The 20150-nt window shown below is 73.4% G+C and carries 20 protein-coding genes; 9 read left to right on the top strand and 11 right to left on the bottom strand.

The features are described 5' to 3' along the window. The first annotated feature begins 106 nt into the window (after positions 1 to 106). Genes O7603_RS19330 through O7603_RS19320 form a run of 3 tightly spaced genes read left to right on the top strand, consistent with a single transcriptional unit; the run spans position 107 to position 2309 of the window. The gene (locus tag O7603_RS19330) at positions 107 to 613 is read left to right on the top strand and encodes a DUF2231 domain-containing protein (protein ID WP_281571210.1); all 507 of its coding nucleotides are present in this window, start codon (positions 107 to 109) and stop codon (positions 611 to 613) included. Positions 614 to 626: 13 nt separating this feature from the next. After that, positions 627 to 1178, top strand: a complete 552-nt coding sequence (locus O7603_RS19325; RefSeq protein ID WP_281571209.1) for an Hsp20/alpha crystallin family protein — start codon at positions 627 to 629, stop codon at positions 1176 to 1178. A gap of 9 nt (positions 1179 to 1187) precedes the next feature. Then, on the top strand, positions 1188 to 2309 hold the full coding sequence (locus O7603_RS19320; RefSeq protein WP_281571208.1) for a glycosyltransferase family 9 protein: 1122 nt from the start codon (positions 1188 to 1190) through the stop codon (positions 2307 to 2309). Between the two features lie 58 nt (positions 2310 to 2367). Here O7603_RS19320 and O7603_RS19315 read toward each other — a convergent pair whose 3' ends face one another. Further along, complete coding sequence (locus O7603_RS19315) at positions 2368 to 3246, bottom strand: glycosyltransferase family A protein (protein WP_281571207.1); 879 nt, start codon at positions 3244 to 3246, stop codon at positions 2368 to 2370. Continuing rightward, positions 3243 to 5114, bottom strand: coding sequence for a D-glycero-beta-D-manno-heptose 1-phosphate adenylyltransferase (rfaE2, locus tag O7603_RS19310; RefSeq protein ID WP_281571206.1), 1872 nt, complete (start codon positions 5112 to 5114; stop codon positions 3243 to 3245). Before rfaE2 ends, O7603_RS19315 begins: the two co-directional genes overlap by 4 nt. Positions 5115 to 5281: 167 nt before the next feature. Here rfaE2 and O7603_RS19305 point away from each other — a divergent pair, with 167 nt between their 5' ends. Together O7603_RS19305 and O7603_RS19300 are read left to right on the top strand one after the other, a co-directional pair. Beyond that, entirely contained in the window at positions 5282 to 5833 is a 552-nt protein-coding gene (locus O7603_RS19305) for a type 1 glutamine amidotransferase domain-containing protein (protein WP_281571205.1), read from the top strand. 147 nt (positions 5834 to 5980) lie between these two features. Continuing rightward, complete coding sequence (locus O7603_RS19300) at positions 5981 to 7657, top strand: MDR family MFS transporter (protein ID WP_281571204.1); 1677 nt, start codon at positions 5981 to 5983, stop codon at positions 7655 to 7657. Positions 7658 to 7748: 91 nt separating this feature from the next. Here the strand turns inward: O7603_RS19300 and O7603_RS19295 are convergent, their stop codons facing one another. Continuing rightward, positions 7749 to 8240, bottom strand: coding sequence for an NUDIX domain-containing protein (locus O7603_RS19295; protein WP_281571203.1), 492 nt, complete (start codon positions 8238 to 8240; stop codon positions 7749 to 7751). 98 nt (positions 8241 to 8338) lie between these two features. Here O7603_RS19295 and O7603_RS19290 point away from each other — a divergent pair, with 98 nt between their 5' ends. After that, positions 8339 to 9973: a fatty acid--CoA ligase gene (locus tag O7603_RS19290; protein ID WP_281576736.1), complete on the top strand. Its 1635-nt coding sequence runs from the start codon at positions 8339 to 8341 to the stop codon at positions 9971 to 9973. Between the two features lie 222 nt (positions 9974 to 10195). On the opposite strand, the gene O7603_RS19285 is transcribed toward O7603_RS19290, so the two are convergent. The 8 genes from O7603_RS19285 to O7603_RS19250 form a co-directional block, all read right to left on the bottom strand. Then, complete coding sequence (locus tag O7603_RS19285) at positions 10196 to 11209, bottom strand: NADPH:quinone reductase (protein ID WP_281571202.1); 1014 nt, start codon at positions 11207 to 11209, stop codon at positions 10196 to 10198. A gap of 150 nt (positions 11210 to 11359) precedes the next feature. Next, positions 11360 to 12013: an HAD family phosphatase gene (locus O7603_RS19280; RefSeq protein WP_281571201.1), complete on the bottom strand. Its 654-nt coding sequence runs from the start codon at positions 12011 to 12013 to the stop codon at positions 11360 to 11362. A gap of 153 nt (positions 12014 to 12166) precedes the next feature. After that, complete coding sequence (locus O7603_RS19275; RefSeq protein WP_281576735.1) at positions 12167 to 12991, bottom strand: hypothetical protein; 825 nt, start codon at positions 12989 to 12991, stop codon at positions 12167 to 12169. A 172-nt stretch (positions 12992 to 13163) separates the two neighbouring features. After that, the gene (locus O7603_RS19270) at positions 13164 to 13853 is read right to left on the bottom strand and encodes an FKBP-type peptidyl-prolyl cis-trans isomerase (protein WP_281571200.1); all 690 of its coding nucleotides are present in this window, start codon (positions 13851 to 13853) and stop codon (positions 13164 to 13166) included. 90 nt (positions 13854 to 13943) lie between these two features. Then, on the bottom strand, positions 13944 to 14597 hold the full coding sequence (locus O7603_RS19265; RefSeq protein ID WP_281571199.1) for a DUF4241 domain-containing protein: 654 nt from the start codon (positions 14595 to 14597) through the stop codon (positions 13944 to 13946). Positions 14598 to 14700: 103 nt separating this feature from the next. Next, complete coding sequence (locus O7603_RS19260) at positions 14701 to 15045, bottom strand: thioredoxin domain-containing protein (protein ID WP_281571198.1); 345 nt, start codon at positions 15043 to 15045, stop codon at positions 14701 to 14703. Further along, positions 15018 to 15407: a MerR family transcriptional regulator gene (locus tag O7603_RS19255; RefSeq protein WP_281571197.1), complete on the bottom strand. Its 390-nt coding sequence runs from the start codon at positions 15405 to 15407 to the stop codon at positions 15018 to 15020. Before O7603_RS19255 ends, O7603_RS19260 begins: the two co-directional genes overlap by 28 nt. Before the next feature lie 119 nt (positions 15408 to 15526). After that, on the bottom strand, positions 15527 to 16549 hold the full coding sequence (locus tag O7603_RS19250) for a Ku protein (protein ID WP_281571196.1): 1023 nt from the start codon (positions 16547 to 16549) through the stop codon (positions 15527 to 15529). An 84-nt stretch (positions 16550 to 16633) separates the two neighbouring features. Between O7603_RS19250 and ligD (O7603_RS19245) the strand changes: the two genes are divergently transcribed. From ligD (O7603_RS19245) to O7603_RS19235, 3 genes are all read left to right on the top strand, one after another. Beyond that, positions 16634 to 17575: a non-homologous end-joining DNA ligase gene (gene ligD / locus O7603_RS19245; protein ID WP_281571195.1), complete on the top strand. Its 942-nt coding sequence runs from the start codon at positions 16634 to 16636 to the stop codon at positions 17573 to 17575. Beyond that, positions 17565 to 18479 (top strand): non-homologous end-joining DNA ligase, encoded by a 915-nt coding sequence (gene ligD, locus O7603_RS19240; RefSeq protein WP_281571194.1) that lies wholly within the window; start codon positions 17565 to 17567, stop codon positions 18477 to 18479. Before ligD (O7603_RS19245) ends, ligD (O7603_RS19240) begins: the two co-directional genes overlap by 11 nt. A 718-nt stretch (positions 18480 to 19197) precedes the next feature. Continuing rightward, positions 19198 to 20064 carry a GNAT family N-acetyltransferase gene (locus O7603_RS19235; protein WP_281571193.1) on the top strand — a complete coding sequence of 289 codons (867 nt, stop codon included), beginning with the start codon at positions 19198 to 19200 and terminating at the stop codon, positions 20062 to 20064. The last annotated feature ends 86 nt before the right edge of the window (positions 20065 to 20150 follow it).

Genomic DNA, 20150 nt, shown 5'->3' with positions numbered 1-20150 from the left:
GGCCCCGCCCGCCAGCCTAGGAGAGCGTGACCAGCGCGAGGTTTGCCCCTCGGGGCGGGGGGTACCGCCTCACCCGACGCGGCGCACCGACCAGTGGAGGCCGGAGATGGAGAGCCGACTCAAGGTGCTGGGCCATCCCGTCCATCCGATGCTGGTGATGTTCCCGGTCGGCCTGCTGGTCACCGCGGTCCTCTTCGACGTGGCCGACACCGTCGGCGGGCCTGACGTGCTCGGCGAGGTCGCGTACTGGAACATCGCCGTCGGTCTGGTCGGCGGCCTGCTCGCCGCGGTCGCCGGCGCGTTCGACCTGCTCGCCATCCCGGCCGGCACCCGCGCCAAGCGGGTGGCGCTCACCCACGCCGCCGCGAACCTGGCGGTGATCCTCCTCTTCGCGGCGGTCTGGGCGGTCCGGCTCAACGCCGAGTCCCGGGCCGCCGGCGGCGCGCTGATCGCCATCGAGGTGGTCGCCCTGGCCATCCTGGGGGTGAGCGCCTGGCTCGGCGGCGAGTTGGTCGACCGGCTCGGGGTGGGCGTCGACGCCGACGCCGGTCTGGACGCGCCCAGCTCACTGCGGCCCCCCGCGGCCGCGCAGCGGATCGGAGAGGTGCGATGAGGGAGGCATGGGCATGAGTGACCAGGGCGGCGGCGGGTTCGGCCGGAGCTGGCGGGGCCGGCAACAGGGTTGGGACCCCATGGGCGAACTCCAGTCGCTGCGCTCGGAGCTGCGCCGGCTGGTCGGCTCCCGGTCCGGCCCGCCCGAGGTGGAGCTGACCGAGACCCCCGACGGCTGGGAGGTGGTCGTCCGGCTGCCCGGGGTGGCGCCGGAGGAGGTGGCCGTCGAGCTCGACGACCGGGAGCTCTGCGTACGGGCCCGCTCCGAGGCGGAGGTCAACGCCGACCACGGCATCGCGGGCGGCTTCGAGACCCGTGGCTTCGAGTACCGGGTCGACCTGCCGTCCCGCGTGGACCCCACCGCGATCGACGCCGTGATGGACCACGGCCTGCTCCGCGTCCGGCTGCCCCGGGCTCCCAGGCCCACGCCGCGCACCATCACCGTCGGCCGTTCCGGGCCGCGCACCGGCGCCGTCAACGGTGGTACGCCGATGCCGGTCGATCCCGCCGCGGACCGGGAACTGCACCACCCGGATACCACGGCCGGCGAGATCGACCGGCCGTAGCGGAACCGCGTGGTCGCCCCGTCCCTGCTCGGCCCGCTCGCCGAGCGCGTGCCCGATGTCGCCCGCATCGCCGTCCTGCGCGCGAACGCGCTCGGCGACTTCATCTTCGTCCTGCCGGCGCTGGACGCGCTGCGCGCCGCGTACCCGGAGGCGGAGATCGTGCTGCTCGGCGCGCCGTGGCACGCGAAGCTCTGGCGCGACCGGCCCGGCCCGGTGGACCGGGTGTTGGTGGTGCCGCCGGCGGACGGCATCCGCCAGCCGGAGCCGGGCGAGCCGGCGGCGGCGATGGACGACTTCCTGGCCGCGGCCCGCCAGGAACGCTTCGACCTGGCGGTGCAGCTGCACGGCGGCGGCGCCAACTCCAACCCGCTGATCGCCAAGCTCGGTGCCCGGGTCACCGCCGGGGTGCGCGCCGAGGACGCGCCGCCGCTGGACCGGTGGCTCCGGTACGTCTACTACCAGCACGAGGTGATCCGCTACCTGGAGGTGGTGGCGTTGCTCGGCGCGCCGGCCACCACCATCGTGCCCACGCTGGCCGTGACCGACGCCGACCGGGCCGAGGCGGCCGAGGTGCTCGGGCCGGCGCAGCGGCCGCGGGTGGCGCTGCACCCGGGCGCGACCGACACCCGCCGGCGCTGGCCCGCCGAGCGATTCGGTGCGGTCGCCCGCGAGCTGGCCGGCGACGGGTACGAGGTGCTGGTCACCGGCACGGCGGCCGAGCAGGAGGTGGTGGACCGGGTGGTCGCGGCGGCCGGGGTGCCGGTCCGACCGCAGGTCGGCACGCTCAGCCTCGGCGGGCTGGCCGGCTGCTTCGCCGGGTGCGCGCTGGTGGTCTCCAACGACACCGGCCCGCTCCACCTGGCCGCGGCGGTCGGCGCCTCGACCGTCGGCATCTTCTGGGTCGGCAACCTGATCAACACCGCGAGCCCGCTGCGCGGCCGGCACCGGCCGATCACCTCGTGGACGGTGCACTGCCCGGTCTGCGGGGTGGACTGCACGCCGGGCATCTACCCGCACCGGCCCGGCGACGGCGAGTGCCCGCACCGGGACTCGTTCGTCACCGACGTGCCGGTGGCCGAGGTCCTGGAGGCCGCGCGGGAGCTGCTGCACCCGGAGCCCGGGGCGCCCTGACCGGGCTCACGCCGGCCGGACGCGCCGCGCCCTGACCGGGCTCACGCCCTGATCCAACTCACGCCGGCTGGGGCGCGTCCTCGTCGGCGAGCACGACCTCCCACGCCTCCACCTCCCGCTCGGTGACGGTGGTCGGCGACTCCAGGTGGTATGCCCCGCTGGGCAGCACCCCTGCGCCACCGTGGCGGGCCAGCACGGCGAGCTGGGCGGCGACGTCCTCGCCCTGGTGCTTCTCCTGCACCCGGCGCCAGAAGTCGAAGCCGCCCGAGTCGATCAGCTTCGCCCGGTCGTAGAGCACGCAGCCGCCGATCCAGGAGACCTTGTACGCCCGCCAGGCGCCGGCCGGCAGGGCCAGCTTCCCGCTGACGTGCAGCAGGTTCGCCGCGGAGTGGATCCGTGCCCGGTCCCACTCCGGGCTGCCCGGCCGGACCCGCTCCGGGACCGGCTGGCCGATCCACTCCTCGTAGTGCCCGTGCGTCTCCGGCCGTACGTCGTCGAGGTAGGACAGGCCGTGCACGGCGTTGCCCACGAACCCGCAGCCCAGCTCGCCGATAGCGGTCACCAGCCGGCGCAGCGTCCCGGGCTCCAGCCAGACGTCGTCGTCCAGGCAGAGCACGTACCGGGCGGTCGAGGCGGCCAGCAGGTACGCGCGGTGCTCCGCCAGCCCGCGTCGGGGCAGGCGGCGGGTGAGCAGCACCGGGTGTCCCCGGTGCCGCAGCGCCCGGACCATGGTGGCCGCGGCCGGGTGGGCGAACGCGGGCTCCACGTCGGACTGGTCGCTGACCACCACCCCGAAGCCGGGTACGCCCTCCTGGGCGGCCAGCCCGGAGAGGGTGACCGCCAGCTCGGCGGGGCGGTTGCGGGTCGGGATCAGCACGTCGACCTGCCGGTCGGCGCGGAACCGCTCCGGGGCGTCCGGGTCGAGCGGCCGGTTCACGACTGCCTGCTGGTCAGCGACGGGTCGGTCTCCCGCTCCTGGCTGTGCGCCCGGATCCGCTCGATGATCTGGGAGGTGGACCGGTCCGGCACGTACCCGAGGGTGCGGACCTGACCGCCCAACCGACGGACCAGCGGGGCCTCCGGCACCATCTCCGGCGGGTAGTCGCCGCCCTTGACGTAGACGTCCGGGCGGACGGTCTCGATCAGCCCGGCGGGCGAGTCCTCCTCGAAGACGACCACATGGTCCACGCAGGAGAGCGCGGCCAGCAGCGCCGCGCGGTCCTCCACCGGGTTCACCGGGCGGTCCGGCCCCTTCAGCCGGCGGACGCTGCCGTCCGAGTTCACCGCGACCACCAGCAGGTCGCCGAGCGTACGGGCCTGCTCCAGGTAGCGCACGTGGCCGCGGTGCAGCACGTCGAAGCAACCGTTGGTGAAGACGACGGTCCGCCCGGCGCGCCGGTGCTCGTCGACGACCGCCTCCAGCTCGTCCACGCCGACCACGCCCGGGCGCCCGGCGTCCTCCACCGGGAGGTCCAGGGCCGCGAGCAGGTCCTCGCGCCGGCAGACGCAGGTGCCGGTGTCCGAGACGGTGATGGTCGCGGCCAGCTGGGCGAGCTGGGCGGCGGTGGGCAGCGGCGCGTCGGCGGCCAGCGCCAGCGTCATCGCCGCCAGGTACGCGTCCCCGGCCCCCACCGCGTGGCTGGCCGGCACCGGGGTGCTGTGGCTGCGCCGCGGCTCGCCGTCGGCTCCGCCGACGACCGCGCCCTCGGTGTCCAGGGTCACCGCCACCACGTCCGCGCCGGTGTGCGCGCGCAGCTCGGCCAGGCGCGACTCGGCCAGCACCGCCCGGTCGACGCCCTCGCCGGCCTCGGTGTTCACCGTGACGCCGGTGCCGGTCACGCTCAGCCCGTCGCCGGTCATCGCCACCCGGCCCTCGCCGGGGGTGGGTTCGCCGGTCGGCCCCACCCGGTCCGTCCGAGCCGTGGCCGGGTCAACGCCGTCGTGCCGTCCGAGGTCCGACCAGTCGGCCGGCCGCGCCGGGCCGTCGGCCTCCGGGCCGTGCGAACGTGGCCGAGCGCCGGGCGCGGCGCCGACGGTCAGCTCGGACGGGCCGTCGGCCGGGTCGTCGTCCGGGTGGTCGAGGTGCAGTTCGGCGCCGCCGCCCGGGCGGGCGGTGCTGGTGGCGCGGGAGAGCAGGCGGGTCGCCTCGGCGAAGCTCGGGGTCACCACGGTGGGGGCGAGGCCGTGCCAGTCGGCGAGGTCGTGCGCGTCCAACGCGACGGTGGCGTAGCGATCCCGCTGGCTGACCAGCCAGGCGCGGACCGGCGCGGGCAGCGCGCCGAGGCCGTAGTCGCAGACCACCAGCGTCGGTGCCTCCCCGCCGGCGGCGGCGCGCAGCTCCTCGGTCGCGCAGCCCAGCGCGGTGAGCAGCCGGGCCACCCCCTCCGGGTCCAGCGCGTCGTCGGGTTCGCCGGAGTCCTCCCGGAGCAGGATCTGGTTCCCGGCCAGCATCCGCCGCTTCACCGGCGTGGGGCGGCCGGGCTGGTTGACCGTGCGGTCCCAGACTCCCGCCCGGTCCAGACAGTCGTGCAGTTCGTCGCCGGCCACGTCGGCGCCGACCGGGGCGACCAGCACGGCCCGCCCGCCGAGCGCGGCGATGTTGACCGCGGTGTTCGCCGCGCCGCCGGCCGCGGAGATCCGCCGACGGAGGGTGAGGACCGGCGCGGGCGCCTCCCGGCAGAGCCGGTCGGACTCCGCGAACCGCCAGTCGTCGAGCATGGCGTCGCCGACGACCAGGACGGGGCGTTCCCGCCAGCTGTCCACGACCGTGGCGAGCCGGCGCTGTTCCGCTGCTGCTCCTGCCATGCCTCCCCGGATCCCCCTGGCCGGTGGGGTCAAACCTGGCCGTCGGGGTCGACCTCCATCGATCCTTCGGCTACGGGCGGGCGGTGGTCGGCCTCACCGTCCGCGCTGTTTCGCCGGGGCCGTCCCGGGAAGGAATCGGACATACCCCGGAGAGGAGATGCATCGAGATGGCAACGACGACACTTCAGGGCAAGCGGATCGCCTTCCTGGCCGCCGACGGCGTGGAGGAGGTCGAGTACGTCAAGCCGCGGGAGGCGGTGGAGAGCGCCGGCGCGACGGTCGAGCTGGTCTCGCTGAAGCCCGGCCAGATCCAGTCCTTCAACCACCTCGACCCGTCCAAGCCGTACGACGTGGACGTGACGGCGGCCGACGCGGACGCCGGCGGCTACGACGCGCTGGTGCTGCCGGGCGGGGTGGCGAACCCCGACTTCCTGCGCGCCGATCCGGACGCGGTCCGCTTCGTCCGGACGTTCTTCGACGCCGGCAAGCCGGTCGGGGTGATCTGCCACGGACCGTGGACGCTGATCGAGGCCGACGTGGTGCGCGGCCGGCGGATCACCTCCTGGCCCAGCCTGCGCACGGACCTCACCAACGCCGGCGCGACCTGGGTCGACGAGGAGTGCGTGACCGACAACGGCCTGGTCAGCAGCCGCAAGCCGGCCGACCTCCCGGCCTTCTGTGCCAAGATCGTCGAAGAGTTCGCGGAGGGCGCGCACTGAGGCGCCCGGCCACAGCATCCCGTTGATCATGAGGTCTGCGGCGGAGTCGATCTCCGATTCCGCCGCAGACCTCATGATCAACACGTCGGAGTGCGGGGAGTTCGGCTGGGCGGGGCATGTTCTTCGTGGGTCGGGAAAGAGGGCGTGATGACCACGGAAGCTCACGCCGCCCCGGTGCTGAACAGCCGGCAGATCCGCCTGCTCATGCTCGGCCTGATGACCGGCATGCTGCTGGCGGCCCTCGACCAGACCATCGTCGGTACGGCCCTGCCGACCATCGTCGGCGAGCTGGGCGGCATCAACCACTACTCGTGGGTGGTGACCGCGTACCTGCTGGCCTCGACGGCGTCGACCCCGCTGTACGGCAAGATGGCCGACCTCTACGGCCGCCGCCCGGTCTTCCTCTTCTCGATCGGGACGTTCCTGGTGGGCTCGCTGCTGGCCGGGTTGTCGCAGAACATGACCCAGCTGATCGTCACCCGCGGCATCCAGGGTCTGGGCGCCGGTGGCCTGATGACGCTGGCGTTCACCATCATCTCGGACGTGGTCTCACCGCGGGAGCGCGGTCGCTACCAGGGCCTCTTCGGCGCGGTCTTCGGCATCTCCTCGGTGGCCGGCCCGCTGGTGGGTGGGTACTTCGCGGAGACCAACTGGCGGTGGATCTTCTACATCAACGTGCCGCTGGCCATCCTGGCGATCATCGTCTGCTACCACGTGATGCGGCTAATCCCGTTCGAGCGCCGCAACCACGCCATCGACTGGCTCGGCGCGGGGCTGCTGGTGGCCGGGGTGAGCACCCTGCTGCTGGCGCTGAGCTGGGCCGGCACCGAGTACGCCTGGACCTCCGGCGTGATCCTCGGGCTGTTCGCGGCCGGCGTGGTGCTGGGCGTGCTCTTCCTGATGCAGGAGTCCCGGGTCGCGGAGCCGATCCTGCCGCTGCGGCTGTTCCGGAACCGGACGTTCACGCTGGCCAACCTGGCCGGTTTCGTGCTCGGCCTGGTGATGTTCGGGTCGATCATCTTCATCCCGCTCTACCTGCAGATCGTCAAGGGCGCCTCGCCGACCAAGAGCGGTCTGCTGATGCTGCCGATGATGGCCGGCATCATCCTCACCTCGATCGTCACCGGCCAGGCGATGAGCCGGATCGGCCGGTACAAGTGGTTCCCGGTGGCCGGCTCCGCGGTCCTGCTCGCCGGCATGTTCCTCTTCACCCAGCTGCACGTGGACAGTTCGCTCTGGACGGCGTTCGGCTACATGGTGGTGATCGGCGTCGGGCTGGGTCTCTGCATGCAGTCGCTGATCCTCGCCGTACAGAACGCCGTGTCGGTCCGGGACCTGGGCGCAAGCACGTCCTCGGCGACGTTCTTCCGGTCGCTCGGCGGATCGTTCGGCGTCGCCATTCTCGGCGCGGTGCTCTCCTCCCGGCTCGCCACCGAACTGGGCGACCGGCTGCCGCCAGCGATCGCCCAGCTGCCGCCGCCGCAGCAGGCCGCCGTCGCGGCGAGTGGCGGCGCGAACATCTCGATCAACGACCCGGCGACCATCATGGCCCTGCCCGGGCCGGTGCGGGCTGCGATCCAGGCCTCGTTCGTGGAGGGGCTGCACCGGGTCTTCCTCACCGCCGGCCTGATCGCCATCGCGGCCGTGCTGGTCACGCTCGTGATGCCGAACGCCCAGCTGCGCGGCACCGGGCCGCAGGGCGCCACCGGCGGCGCGGACCCGCTCGGCGGCCAGGCCCCGGCCCCGGGTGGCAAGCCGCTGACCCGCGAGTCGAAGGAGGAGGCCGCCGCCGACATGGAGGCCAAGTCCCAGACGATGATCTGACGGCCTCTTCAACCCGGGTGATCAAGAGGTTTGCGCCAGGATCCGCCGGGCGGCTGACGCAAACCTCTTGATCAGCGGGACGGTTCCGAGGTCACTTCAGGATCAGCCGGTTGGTCTGCTCGAAGACGTCGAGGTCGGCCAGGGTCTCGGTGACCGAGGTCGAGAGCGGGGCCGGGAGCTGGTCGCGGTGAAAGAAGGCCGCGTCGGTGGTCTCGTCGGTAACCCGGGCCAGCGTGCCGTCCCACTCCTCGACCCGGAACGCGGTCGTGAAGATCTGGTACGTGTGGCCGTACATGTTGGTGTGGGTGCGGTCCGGGCCGGTGTAGAGGGCGAACGCGCTGACCCGCAGCGCCCGCAGCCCGGTCTCCTCGCGTACCTCCCGCACCGCGCAGTCGGCGATCGACTCGCCCAGCTCCATGGCGCCGGCCGGCATCGCCCACTGGCCGTTGTCCGAGCGCCGGATCAGCAGCACACGCCCGGCGTTGTCCCGCACCACCGCCCGGGCCCCGACGAACATCAGCGTCCGGTCCCCGGCGAGCGCGCGCAGCTGCCCCACGTACGAGTCCGCCCAGGAGATACTCACCCGGACAATTTACGAGGCACGGCCGGGCCCGGACGGGTTTCCGGGGTTCCCAATGTGTGACCGGCGACACTAACTTGTCACCCATGCGTAGCACGATGATGGACGCCCCCCTCCAGGTCGCCCGGATCCTCGAACACGGCGCCACCGTGCACGGCAGCGCCGAGGTGGTCACGTGGACCGGCGCCGAACCCCGTCGAATGACGTACGCCGAGGTCGGGCGGGCCGCGGCCCGACTGGCCCACGGTCTGCGCGCCGAGTGCGGCGTGACCGGCGACGAACGCGTCGCCACCTTCATGTGGAACAACAACGAGCATCTGGTGGCCTACTTCGCGGTGCCCAGCATGGGTGCCGTGCTGCATACCCTCAACCTCCGGCTCTTCCCGGACCAGGTCGCCTACATCGCCAACCACGCCGACGACCGGGTGGTGCTGGTCGACACCACGCTGATCCCGTTGCTGGCCCGGGTGATCGGCCAGATGACGACCGTGCGGCACGTGGTGGTGGTCGGCGGCGGGGACCCAGCACCGCTGGTCGAGGCGGCCGGCGACCGGATCACCGTCCACACCTGGGACGCGCTGCTCGCCGACCGCCCCGAGACGTACGAGTGGCCCGAGGTGGACGAGCGCGACGCCGCCGCGCTCTGCTACACGTCCGGGACCACCGGCAACCCCAAGGGCGTGGCCTACTCGCACCGGTCGATCTACCTGCACTCGCTGCAGGTCTGCATGCCGGAGGGCTTCGGGCTCGGGCCGACGGACCGCGAGCTGGCGATCGTGCCGATGTTCCACGCGATGTCCTGGGGGCTGCCGTTCGCGGCCTTCCTCTCCGGTGCGTCGCTGATCATGCCGGACCGGTTCCTGCAGGCCGCGCCGATCGCCGAGATGATCGCCGCCCTGCGACCCACCCTGGCCGGGGCGGTGCCGACGATCTGGACCGACCTGCTGGCCTATTTGGACGGTCACGACGTCGACACCTCCTCGCTCAAGGAGGTCATCGTGGGCGGCTCCGCCTGCCCACCGGCCCTGATGCACGCGTTCGCCGAGCGGCACGACATCCAGGTCATCCACGCGTGGGGCATGACGGAGATGTCCCCGCTCGGCTCGGTGTCCCGTCCGCCCTCCGGCGCGACCGGCGACGAGGCCTGGCGCTACCGCTACACGCAGGGCCGCGTGCCGGCCGGGGTCGAGGCGCGGATCGTCGGGCCGTCGGCCGAGCCGCTGCCCGCCGACGGCACGTCCGTGGGCGAGCTGGAGGTCCGCGGCCCGTGGGTGACCGCACGCTACATCGGCGACGAGACGCCCGACGAGGAGAAGTTCCGCGACGGTTGGCTGCGCACCGGCGACGTGGGCACCCTCTCCCCGGACGGCTACATCACGCTCACCGACCGAGCGAAGGACGTCATCAAGTCCGGCGGCGAGTGGATCTCGTCGGTGGAGTTGGAGAACGCGCTGATGGGGCACCCGGCGGTGCTGGAGGCCTGCGTGGTCGGCGTGCCGGACGAGCGCTGGGACGAGCGGCCGCTGGCGACGGTGGTGGTCCGCGAGGGCGCCACGGTCACGGCCGAGGAGCTTCGTGAGTTCCTGTCCGCGTCGGTGGCCCGCTGGCAGTTGCCCGAGCGGTGGGCCTTCATCGACGCGGTCCCGAAGACCAGCGTGGGTAAGTTCGACAAGAAGGTCGTCCGATCGCGGTACGCCGAGGGAGAACTCACCGTCCGGGAGCTGACCGCGCCGTAACGTTTTCCCGCAGGCAGTCGCCTGTAGGGGCAGGAGGCGCTCCGGAAAGACCTTCCTCCCCAGGGGCGGCCCCGGCGTTCGCACCGCGCCGGGGCCGCCCGTTCCATGCGGGGCGACCCGCAATGCCATTATTGCGAGAGTTGTTCGCCTACGTCCCGATGACGGGGAAATATCCCGGCGACCGATCCGAATCCGCCCAGATCAGGCGGCGTGGCGGACCCGTCACTGGCCGCTCGCGCTGATCAGCACCTTCCCCACCACCGAGTTCTCCACCGCCTGGTGGGCTGCCGCCGCCGCGGAGAGCGGATGGTGGTGCAGCGGCAGGCCGGCGTCCTCGCCGACCCGGATGCCACCCTGGGCGGCCGCGGCGCCGACGTCCACGAGCGCCTGCCCCTTGGCCGCCTTCGGCTCGGTGTAGACCAGAACGAACTGCCAGCGCGCGTTCGGGGTCATCAGACTCCGGACGGGCAGGGTCACCTCGGGTCCGTCGTCGTCGGCGTAGACGGAGACCGCGCCGCCGTGGTGCAGCACCTGCACGTCGACCGCCGCGTTCGTCGCCGGGGCGACCTCCACGATCGTGTGCACCCCGTCGGGCGCGATCTTGCGGACCTCCTCGACCACATCCTGCTCCCGATAGTTGATCACGAAGGAGGCGCCGGCAGCCGCCGCGAGCTGGGCCTTCTCCGCGCTGCTCACCGTGGCGATGACGGTGGCCTCGCCCCACCGGGCGAGCTGGATCGCCGCGTTGCCCACCGCGCCCGCCCCGCCCTGGACCAGCACCGTGTGGTCGGTCAGCCCACCGGCGTGCAGCGAGTCGGGCATGAACTCGCCGGCGGTCAGGCACCGGTGCGCGGTGAGGAACGGGATGCCGAGGCAGGCGCCCAGGTCGAACGAGGCGTCACCGAGGCGTACGGCGTGGCGGACCGGGACGACCGTGTACTCGGCGGTGGTGCCCCACGGGCGCTGCCAGGCGGCCTCCCAGATCCACACCCGTTCGCCGATCAACTCCTGGTCCACGCCCTCGCCGACCGACTCGATGACCCCGGCGCCGTCCTGGCCGGGGATCTGCCAGTCGGCCGGCATCGGGCCGCGCCGGCGGGACTTCACGTCCGTCGGGTTCACCCCGGAGACCGCCACCCGGACCAGCACCTCGCCGCGCCCCGGCTCGGGGACGGGCCGGTCGACCACCTGGAGCACCGACGGGTCGCCGGTGCGCTCGTACACGATCGCCTTCATCGCCGCCTCCTCGCTCCCGCACCCGTCGGCCGGCCTGGGTGCCGCGCCTGCGGTACCCGACCGATCCGGGGTCATGCCGAATCGTCACGGCCTCGCAAACCGTACATCCGGGCAGGGTCGGGATGGGAGAGGACCAGTCGGACGGGCCGGTCAGCCGAGCCGCTCTACGATCTCCGGGGTCAGGTCGTCGATCGCACGGAGGGTCACCGAGGCGAGCCCGGCGGCGTCCGGGTCCAGGGGGTACGACCCGTGCGGCACCGCCACCACCCGCATCCCGGCGGCGGCCGCCGAGCGCACCCCGTTGGACGAGTCCTCCACCGCGGCACAGCGCGCCGGGTCGACGCCCATCCGCTCCGCCACCGCGAGGTAGACGTCCGGCGCCGGCTTGCCCCGGGCCGTCTCCTCGGTGGAGAGCGTCGCGCCGAACACGTCGGTCAGCCCGGTCGCGGCGAGCGTCGCGGCGATCAGCCGGGTGGGCGAGGAGCTGGCCAGCCCCAGCGGCCACCGGGCGGCCATCCGGCGCACCACCTGGTCGGCGTCGTCGATCAGCGGTACGTGGGCCGCGTACCGCTGGGTCATCTCGTCGACCACCTCGCGGGCGACCTGGTCCGCGGTGAGCGTGACACCCAGCTCGTCGCTCAGGTAGCGGGCCCACTCGGCGGTGCTCATCCCCATCAGCCGGCGCTGGCTGTCGGGTTGCCAGGTCCCGCCGTGCGCCGCCACGTACGCCCGCCGGACCTCCTCCCAGACCGGCTCGGAGTCCACGATCACGCCGTCGAGGTCGAAGATCACCGCATCCACCACATGCCCATCCTGCCCGATCTGTCGGGCGCTGGTCGGACGGTCGGACGGTGGCGGGCGGTCGGTCGACGCGGCGCGGCGCCGCGCGCGGCAGCGCTGGGCGGTCGGGCGGCGTGGGGCGGCCGGTCTGGGCGGGACGGCGGTCGGGCGGCGGTGTCAGGCCTCGAGCGTGGGCAGGCCGATGGGGCTGTCCACCGGGATCACGGTGTGGCCGGCGCGGGCGATCGGGTCGAGCAACTCGCGCAGCCGGTCGGTGCGGTCCGGGCCGAGCGCCCGCCACGGCCGGGCCGCCGCCTCGTCGGTGGCGTCCTCGACCGCCTGGAAACCGGTCCGGCCCCGCTCGGTGGGCTCCCCGTCGCGGTCGAGCCAGTCGCGGCTCTGCAGGCGCTCCCGGGCGGCGCCCCACTGCGCCTCGTCCCAGCCCCTCCCGAGCAGGTTGTGCGCGGACATGCCCGCCGCGACCCGCCAGGCGAGCGTCTCGACCGGGTCGAGGTCGGCGGCGACCAGCGCGGCGACGTGCCCGTCGCCGCGGTGCTCGCGCAGCGTGGTGGCGGCCTGCCAGAGCCGGGCCAGCGGGTACTCGCCGAGCGGCAGCGCGGCGTTGGCGGCGCCCAGCACCCGGCCGGCGGTCTCCACCGAGCCGGCCGCCGCCTCCAGCAGATCGGCCGCCTCGACCAGGTGCGACTCGGGCAGCTCGTAGGTCAGCTCGGCCAGCGCCTGCACCGCGCCGGTGAGCCGGGCCCGCAGCGCCTCCTGCGGGGTGGCCAGCCGCCAGACGGCCGGCAATGCCCGGGTCACCATCGGCGGGGCGAAGTTGAAGAAGGCGGCGATGACCGGGGCCGCGTCGATCGGGCCGAGCGGGGCGGTGCGGCCGGCGAAGTAACCCCGCCAGTAGCCGCGCAGCCCGGCGGCCTCGTACGCGGCCCGGGCACGGGGGTGGAAGTAGGTGACGGCGTGCACCGGCTCGTAGTGCGTCCACATCAGCCGGGCGGTCCGCCCGGGGCCGTCGAGCGCCGTCACGTGCACCTCCGCGCGTCGGGTACGGGTTCACCCTGGACGGTCCGGCCGTCCAGGGTGACCACGAACCTATCGGGAGTGTGTGACGACTCGGAAGCCCTCTGTGGTCAACCGCACCGCCAACAGGTGAAGCGGGTTACTGCGCGGCGAGCACGTCCACCACGAAGCGCAGCGGACCCGCCGGCCGGCCGCCCTCGCCGCTGTCGCCGTACGCCAGGTCGGCCGGGATGTCGAGCTGCACCCGGCTGCCCACGGTCACGCCGACGAGGCCCTGGTCCCAGCCCTTGATGACCTGCCCGACACCGATCGGGAAGCTGACCGGCTGACCGCTGTTCCAGGACGCGTCGAACTCCTTGCCGTCCTTGTAGAACACGCCCACGTAGTTGGTGCTGATCGTCTGGCCGGCCTTCACCGCCGGGCCGGTGCCCTTGATCAGCGGGGTGACGGTCAGCTTCTTCAGGTCGCCGGTGCCCGCCTTGACCGTCGGCTTGGTGGCCAGCGCCGGGTCGGCGCCCTCCGGCAGCTGCGGAGCCGGCGGCGCGGTGGGCGCCGCGGCGGGGTCGTCCACCGCGGCGGACGCCGAGGGAGCGCCGGCCTGCGGGGCCGCGTCGTCGTCGTTGCGCTGCGCCACGATCACGAAGACGGTGACCAGGACCGCCACCACGGCGAGGCCGGCGAGCCCGCCCGCCCACGCCTGCCGGCGGCGCTTCGCCTCGGCCGCCTTCTGGGCCGCCAGTTGGGCGGCCAGCCGGCGCTCCGACTTGGTCCGGTTCTGCGTACGCTCGCTCACGGCGTCGACTCCCTGCTGCGAAGGTGTGGCCGGCACGGTGCCGGGGGGAAAGTCGACGCACACGGTACCCGCCCGGACGCCCGCCGTGCCCTCCCCGGAACGGTGTGGATCACCGGCCGGGCACGGTCAGCGCGGGGCCGCCTCGTCCGGCACCACCATGAAGTCGGTCACGAACGAGGTGACCCGCCCGTCGGCGGCCCGGCCGATCCAGGTCCCGTAGCAGCCGTCGCCCCACCCCGAGGTGACCGTGACCACGTTCGCGCCGGTCGCCTCGTCCAGGACCGCGGTGATCAGCCCCGGCACCGGGTCCGCCGGCAGCTCGGCCGGGATGAAGACCTCCTCCACCTGCTCGTAGTCCCAGCCCTCCAGCACACTCAGCGCCGCCGGGTCGGCCAGCGTGCCGGTGCCGGCGTCCACCCCGTAGCCGAAGTAGTCGTCCGCGCCGAGGGACGACGCGTCCTGGTCGCCGACGACGGCCAGCTCCCAGCGGACCGCCGGCTCGTCGTGCACCACCAGCTCCAGCGCGGCCACCCGCCGGTCCACCTCCGCGCCGTCGCGGGTCACCACGGCCACCCAGGCCCGGGCGGGGTGCCGCCCCGGCGGCACGGTGACCGTGAACGGGTCGGCCTCCGGGCAGACCAGCGGGTCGCAGCCGACCACCTGGCCGGTCGGCAGGACGATCTCGCCCACCGGGTGCGCCTCGATGACGTACGCGCCGTGCTCGTCGGTGAAGCGGGCGCCGGGCGTCAGCAGCCGGTCCAGGTCAGGGGTGTACGGCATGGGGGTCTCCTCCGGTGGTGGCCGGCGGAGCGTACCCGGCGGGGGCGACGGTCCCGGACCGCGCCGCGCCCCCTCGGGCACCCGGCGCGACGACCCCGCTCGCCTACCCCTCGACGTGGCGGCCCAGTGCCTGCCGCAGGTGGTTCTTGGGCCGGGACCCGACGAGCGACCCGACCAGCTCACCGCGCCGGAACACCAGCAGGGTGGGCAGCGACAGGACCCGGTAGCGGCGGGTGGTCTCCGGGTTCTCGTCGGAGTTCAGTGTGACGATGGTCAGCCGCCCGGCGAACTCCTCGGCCAGCTCGGCGAGGCTGCGGGAGATGGCGTGGCACGGCGGGCACCACTCGGCCCAGACGTCGACCACCACGGGCCGGTCGGCGGCCAGCACGGTGCCGGCGAAGGAGTCGTCGGTGACGGTGGTCAGGGTCGCGTGCGCAACCTCAGGCATGTTTCCTCCCGGTGGGCGATGGCGTGCGAGAGCTGGTCGCGCAGCTCCTGCCGGACCGCGTGTAGCCGGTCGATGCCGGCGTCGACCTCGGCGAGCTTGCGGCGCAGCACGGCGACCGAATCCGGACAGACGTGCCCGGAGGCATTGCCGGCCCGCAGGCAGGCCACGAACGGACGGATGTCGTCCAGCCCGAACCCCACCGCGAGCAGGGCCCGAATTTCGCGTACGACGGGCAGCTCGGCCTCGTCGTACACCCGGTAGCCGTTCGCCGAGCGCGCCGCGCGGACCAACCCGTGCGTCTCGTAGTAGCGCAACGCCCGGGTGCTCGTGCCGGCGCGTTCCGCCAGTTCGCCGATCAGCATCGGACCTCCCTCGCCGCTGGCGTCGCGGTCGACGCTAGACCTTGCCGCCGACGTCAAGGCAAACCCCGGACCGGCCGGGAGGCCGGTGGGGCGGCGGGCGCCTGCGGCGCGGGAGCGGGTCAGGCGGTCTTGCGGGGGGCCTTCTTCGGCGCGGCCTTCTTGGTGGCGGTCTTCTTCGCGGCCTCGCCGGTCTTCTTCGGGGCCGCCTTCTTGGCCGCCGCCTTCTTCGGCGCGGCCTTCTTCTCGGCGGCCTTCTTGGCCGGGGCCTTCGCCGCCTTCTTCTGTGCGGCGGCCTTCTGCGCCGAACGGGCCGACGAGATCGGCGTCGGCTCGCCGGCCCCGGCGCCACGCGCCGGCTGCTCGCCGCGCGCCGCCCGGGCCCGGTCCACGGACGCCTTCAGCGCGGCCATCAGGTCCACGGCCGCCGCCGGGGCCTCCTCGACCTCCTCCGGCTGGACCACCTCGCGGCCCTCGACCTTGGCGTCGATGACCTCCTGCAACGCCGCGCGGTAGTCGTCGGTGAACGCGTCCGGCTCGAAGTCGCCGGCCATCGAGTCGATCAGCGAACTGGCCATCGCCAGCTCCGGGGGGCGGACCTTCAGGTCCTCGTCCAGGAAACCGAAGTCCGGGGTACGCACCTCGTCCGGCCAGAGCATCGTGTTGAGCAGCAGCACCCCCTCGCGGACCCGCAGGGTGGCGAGCTGCTCCCGCTGGCGCAGCGCCACCTTCACGATGGCCACCCGCTCGGAGTCGGTGAGCGCGTCCCGCAGCAGCACGTACGGCTTGGTCGCCGAGCCGTCCGGCTCCAGGAAGTACGCCTTGTTGTAGAGGATCGGGTCGACCTGCTCGGCCGGGACGAACTCCAGCACGTCGATCGCATGCGAGGTGCTCAGCGGCAGCTCGGCGAAATCCTCGTCGGTGAGGATCACCATCTCGCCGCCGCCGATGTCGTACCCCTTGGCGATGTCGTCGTAGGTGACCTCCTCGCCACAGATCGAGCAGGTGCGCTTGTAGCGGATCCGCCCACCGTCCTCCCGGTGGACCTGGTGGAACCGGATGTCCTTCTCCTCCGTGGCGGAGTAGAGCTTGACCGCGATCGAGACCAGCCCGAACGAGACCGCTCCCTTCCAGATGGCGCGCATGTCGGCTCCTCTCCCCGGTACAGCCCAGGATCGCAAATGATCGAAGCGGGCGCGAGGACTTCCGCGGCGAACTACAGTCGAAAGGTGCCCGGCGCACCCCTGAAGCCGATGCTCGCGATGACCGGGCAGCTCCCGGCGGGTTCCGGCTGGGCGTACGAGTTCAAGTGGGACGGGGTCCGCGCGCTCGCCGACATCTCCGGCGGCCGGCAGCACCTGTACGCCCGCTCCGGCGTGGAGATCACCATCGCGTACCCGGAACTGGCGACCCTGCGTGACCAGGTGGGCGACGCGCTGCTCGACGGCGAGGTGGTGCTGCTCGGCGAGACCGGGCAGCCCTCGTTCACCGCCCTGGCCGAACGGATGCACGTCCGGGACCGGAACAAGGCGGCCCGGCTGGCGGCCGTGATGCCGGTGACGTACATGATCTTCGACCTGCTCCGGCTCGACGGCGAGGACCTGACCGGCCTGCCGTACGAGCGCCGCCGGGAGGCCCTCGACGGCCTGGCCCTGGGCGGTGCCCGGTGGGCGGTTCCGCCGGTCTTCTCCGACGGCCCCGCCACCTACCAGGCGGCCGGCGAGCACGGCCTGGAGGGCGTGATGGCCAAGCGGGCCGCCTCGACCTACCGGCCAGGTGTGCGCTCGCCGGACTGGGTGAAGGTCAAGCTGGAGGTGACCGGCGACTTCGTCGTCGGCGGCTGGCGGCCGGGCGCGCGCCGGATCGGCGGGCTGCTGGTCGGGGTGCCCCGCCCGGACGGCCGGCTCACCTTCCGCGGCCGGGTCGGCGGCGGCATCGGCGCGGCCATCGAGCGGCAGCTCCTCGCCGAGCTGGAGCCGCTGCGTACGTCCGGCTCGCCGTTCGCCGACGACGTGCCGCGCGAGGATGCCCGGGGCGCGATCTGGGTAACCCCCCGGGTCGTGGTGGAGGTGAAGTACGGCCAGCGCACCCCCGACGGGCGGCTACGGTTCCCGCGGGTGCTCCGGCTGCGACCGGACAAACCCCCCGAGGAGGTCGACGATGCCGGCTGACCGGTTGCGGGTGGACGTCGAAGGACGTTCGCTCGAGGTGTCCAACCTGGACAAGGTGCTCTTCCCGGCGGCCGGGTTCACCAAGGGTGAGGTGATCGACTACTACACCCGGATCGCGCCGGTGCTCCTGCCGCACCTGCGGGGCCGGCCGCTGACCCGGATCCGGTTCCCGAACGGGGTGGACGGCAACTCGTTCTTCGAGAAGAACAAGCCGGCGGCGACGCCGGACTGGGTACGGACGGAGACGCTGCCCGCGCCGGGGTCGAGCAAGGGGCGGGAGACCATCGACTACGTGGTCTGCGACGACCTGCCCACCCTGGTCTGGCTGGCGAACCTCGCCGCGTTGGAGCTGCACACGCCGCAGTGGAAGGTCGGCGAACACCCGGACATGCTGGTGGTCGACCTGGATCCGGGCGCGCCGGCGGCACTGAAGCAGTGCTGCCAGGTGGCGCTGTTGATGCGGGACCGGCTCGCCGAGGACGGCATCGACAGCTACCCGAAGACCTCCGGCAAGAAGGGCATGCAGTTGGCCTGCCCGGTCGCCGGCACCCAGTCCTCCGACGACGTGTCCGCGTACGCGCGGCGAATCGCCCAGGAGCTGGAACGGGCGCACCCGAAGCTGATCGTGTCGAAGATGGCGAAGAACCTGCGCCCCGGCAAGGTCTTCATCGACTGGAGCCAGAACAACGCCGCGAAGACGACCGTGGCGCCATACTCGCTGCGGGCGCAGGCGGTGCCGTCGGTGTCGACGCCGTTGACGTGGGACGAGGTCGAGGCGGGCGCGGCGGGCAAGCGGCCGGCGACGAAGCCCTACACCGCCGACGAGGTGCTCAAGCGGATGGACAAGCAGGGCGACCTGCTCGCCCCGGTGCTCGACGGCGGCCCCGAACTACCGGCAGCCTGAGCGCCGGTTGCAGCCATTGGCCCTTCGGGCGGGCGCCTCGGGCGGGCTCATCCGGGCGGGCGCCTCGGGGCGGCATCGGGTGCGCGTCGGCGAGCCAACGCGGTCACGCAGCGTGGTGTTCGCCCGTGAATACGCAACGTCACTGCCAATGGCCGCCACCTCGACTGCCGTTCGCTCCCTTTGCTCTGCACCCGCATACGCACCACCGCTCTGAGCTGCTGATATCTGATTGGCGTCGATGGCCCGATGATCGATGGGCGTGACCCACCGTCACTGGTGCGTATCGAGGTGCAGAGCAAAGCGTCCCGAGGTGGGTTGCGGCGGCCCGATGGGTCGTCACACTAGGTGACGCGGCGGCGGAGGGTGGCGGGGTGGCCCAGTGCGCGGAGGCGCGGGGGGTGCGGTGCTGTGTGACGGGGCGGGTGCAGGGGCGCGTTGACGCGGGTACGCAGGCAAGGCGCAGGGAGGCAGACAAGGCACGCAAGCAAGGCAGGGAGGCGGCAAGGCGCAGGGAGGCAGGCACGGCACGCAGGTAAGCACGGCACGCAGGTAAGGCACGGCACGCAGGGAGGTGGGGTCGCAGGGGTCTATGGACGCCGGGGTGACGCGCGGCCGGGTTGGGGCGGTCGAATCCGGTTGACGTTGGGGCCGGGCCTCGCGCCTACTGACTCACCGGGACGCGGCCGACGGGGTCGCGACGTGTGGGACGAGGACGACGGTGGACCCGACGATGCTCACCTGGAAGCCGTTCGGCGAGGAGCACCTGCCGGCCCTGACCGGGCTGGCTCAAGCGTGTCTTGCGGCCGACGGGGGGCTGCCGCTGTTCGTCCGGCCGCCGCTGCTGCGGGCGCGGCTGCTCCAGGCTCGTACCCTCGGCGCCTGGCAAGGCGATGAGCTGGTTGCGGCCGTCGGTGTGGGCGCCGACCGCCGACCGGTCTCGGCGACCGGTCTCGTGCACCCGGAGTGGCGCGGGCGGGGCCTCGGCGAGCGACTGCTGAGCTGGGCGGACGAGCAGGCCGGCGGCGAGGACCTGCTGGTGACCACCGAGACGTGGAGCCCGGGCGGGGAGGCCCTGTTCGCTGCGCGCGGCCTCGACCGGACGTTCCTGGAGTGGGTGCTGCGGCACGACCTCGACGCCGTTCCAGAGATCCCGCCGCCGGGCGGGGTGCGTGCTGAGCCGGTGACCTGGGAGGTCGGCCCCGAGCTGTTCGAGACGTACCGTGCGTCGTTCGCCGACCGACCCGGCTTCCGTGCCCCGGAGGCCGAGGAGTGGCTGGGCGAGCTGCGTGAGGACGACGAGTACCGCCCGGACCTGTCGATGCTGGCCCGCGGCCCGGACGGGCGTCCCGTCGGGTTCCTCAACGTCCTCGGCACGTGGATCGACCAGGTGGGCGTGTTCCCGGAGTGGCGGGGCCGGCGGGTCGGGGCCTACCTGGTGGCGACGGCGCTGCGGGCGCTGGCCGCCGAGAAGGCCGGCGCGGCCTGGCTCTGCGTCAACGACGACAACCCGGCCGCCACGCTCTACCGGCGGCTGGGCTTCACCGACGCCGGCCGCCGCGCCCGCTACCTGCGCAGCCGCCCGTGAGCGCCGTCGATCATGCACGTGTGGTGCCTCACGAGGCGGGCATACCGGGGCTGGGCGGGCGCCACAACTGCATGATCGACGAAGGC

The sequence above is a fragment of the Micromonospora sp. WMMD812 genome (genome assembly GCF_027497215.1).
Lineage (GTDB): Bacteria > Actinomycetota > Actinomycetes > Mycobacteriales > Micromonosporaceae > Micromonospora.
The sequence above is the reverse complement of the archived record's forward strand: the minus strand, read 5'-3'. Positions and strand labels throughout refer to the sequence as shown.

Bases quoted from the DNA above. Each gene is read 5' to 3' on its own strand.
- O7603_RS19330 (WP_281571210.1), top strand. From the start codon at position 107: ATGGAGAGCCGACTCAAGGTGCTGGGCCATCCCGTCCATCCGATGCTG.
- O7603_RS19325 (WP_281571209.1), top strand. From the start codon at position 627: ATGAGTGACCAGGGCGGCGGCGGGTTCGGCCGGAGCTGGCGGGGCCGG.
- rfaE2 (WP_281571206.1), bottom strand. From the start codon at position 5,114: ATGGCAGGAGCAGCAGCGGAACAGCGCCGGCTCGCCACGGTCGTGGAC.
- O7603_RS19305 (WP_281571205.1), top strand. From the start codon at position 5,282: ATGGCAACGACGACACTTCAGGGCAAGCGGATCGCCTTCCTGGCCGCC.
- O7603_RS19300 (WP_281571204.1), top strand. From the start codon at position 5,981: ATGACCACGGAAGCTCACGCCGCCCCGGTGCTGAACAGCCGGCAGATC.
- O7603_RS19290 (WP_281576736.1), top strand. From the start codon at position 8,339: ATGGACGCCCCCCTCCAGGTCGCCCGGATCCTCGAACACGGCGCCACC.
- O7603_RS19285 (WP_281571202.1), bottom strand. From the start codon at position 11,209: ATGAAGGCGATCGTGTACGAGCGCACCGGCGACCCGTCGGTGCTCCAG.
- O7603_RS19275 (WP_281576735.1), bottom strand. From the start codon at position 12,991: ATGTGGACGCACTACGAGCCGGTGCACGCCGTCACCTACTTCCACCCC.
- O7603_RS19265 (WP_281571199.1), bottom strand. From the start codon at position 14,597: ATGCCGTACACCCCTGACCTGGACCGGCTGCTGACGCCCGGCGCCCGC.
- O7603_RS19260 (WP_281571198.1), bottom strand. From the start codon at position 15,045: ATGCCTGAGGTTGCGCACGCGACCCTGACCACCGTCACCGACGACTCC.
- O7603_RS19255 (WP_281571197.1), bottom strand. From the start codon at position 15,407: ATGCTGATCGGCGAACTGGCGGAACGCGCCGGCACGAGCACCCGGGCG.
- O7603_RS19250 (WP_281571196.1), bottom strand. From the start codon at position 16,549: ATGCGCGCCATCTGGAAGGGAGCGGTCTCGTTCGGGCTGGTCTCGATC.
- ligD (WP_281571194.1), top strand. From the start codon at position 17,565: ATGCCGGCTGACCGGTTGCGGGTGGACGTCGAAGGACGTTCGCTCGAG.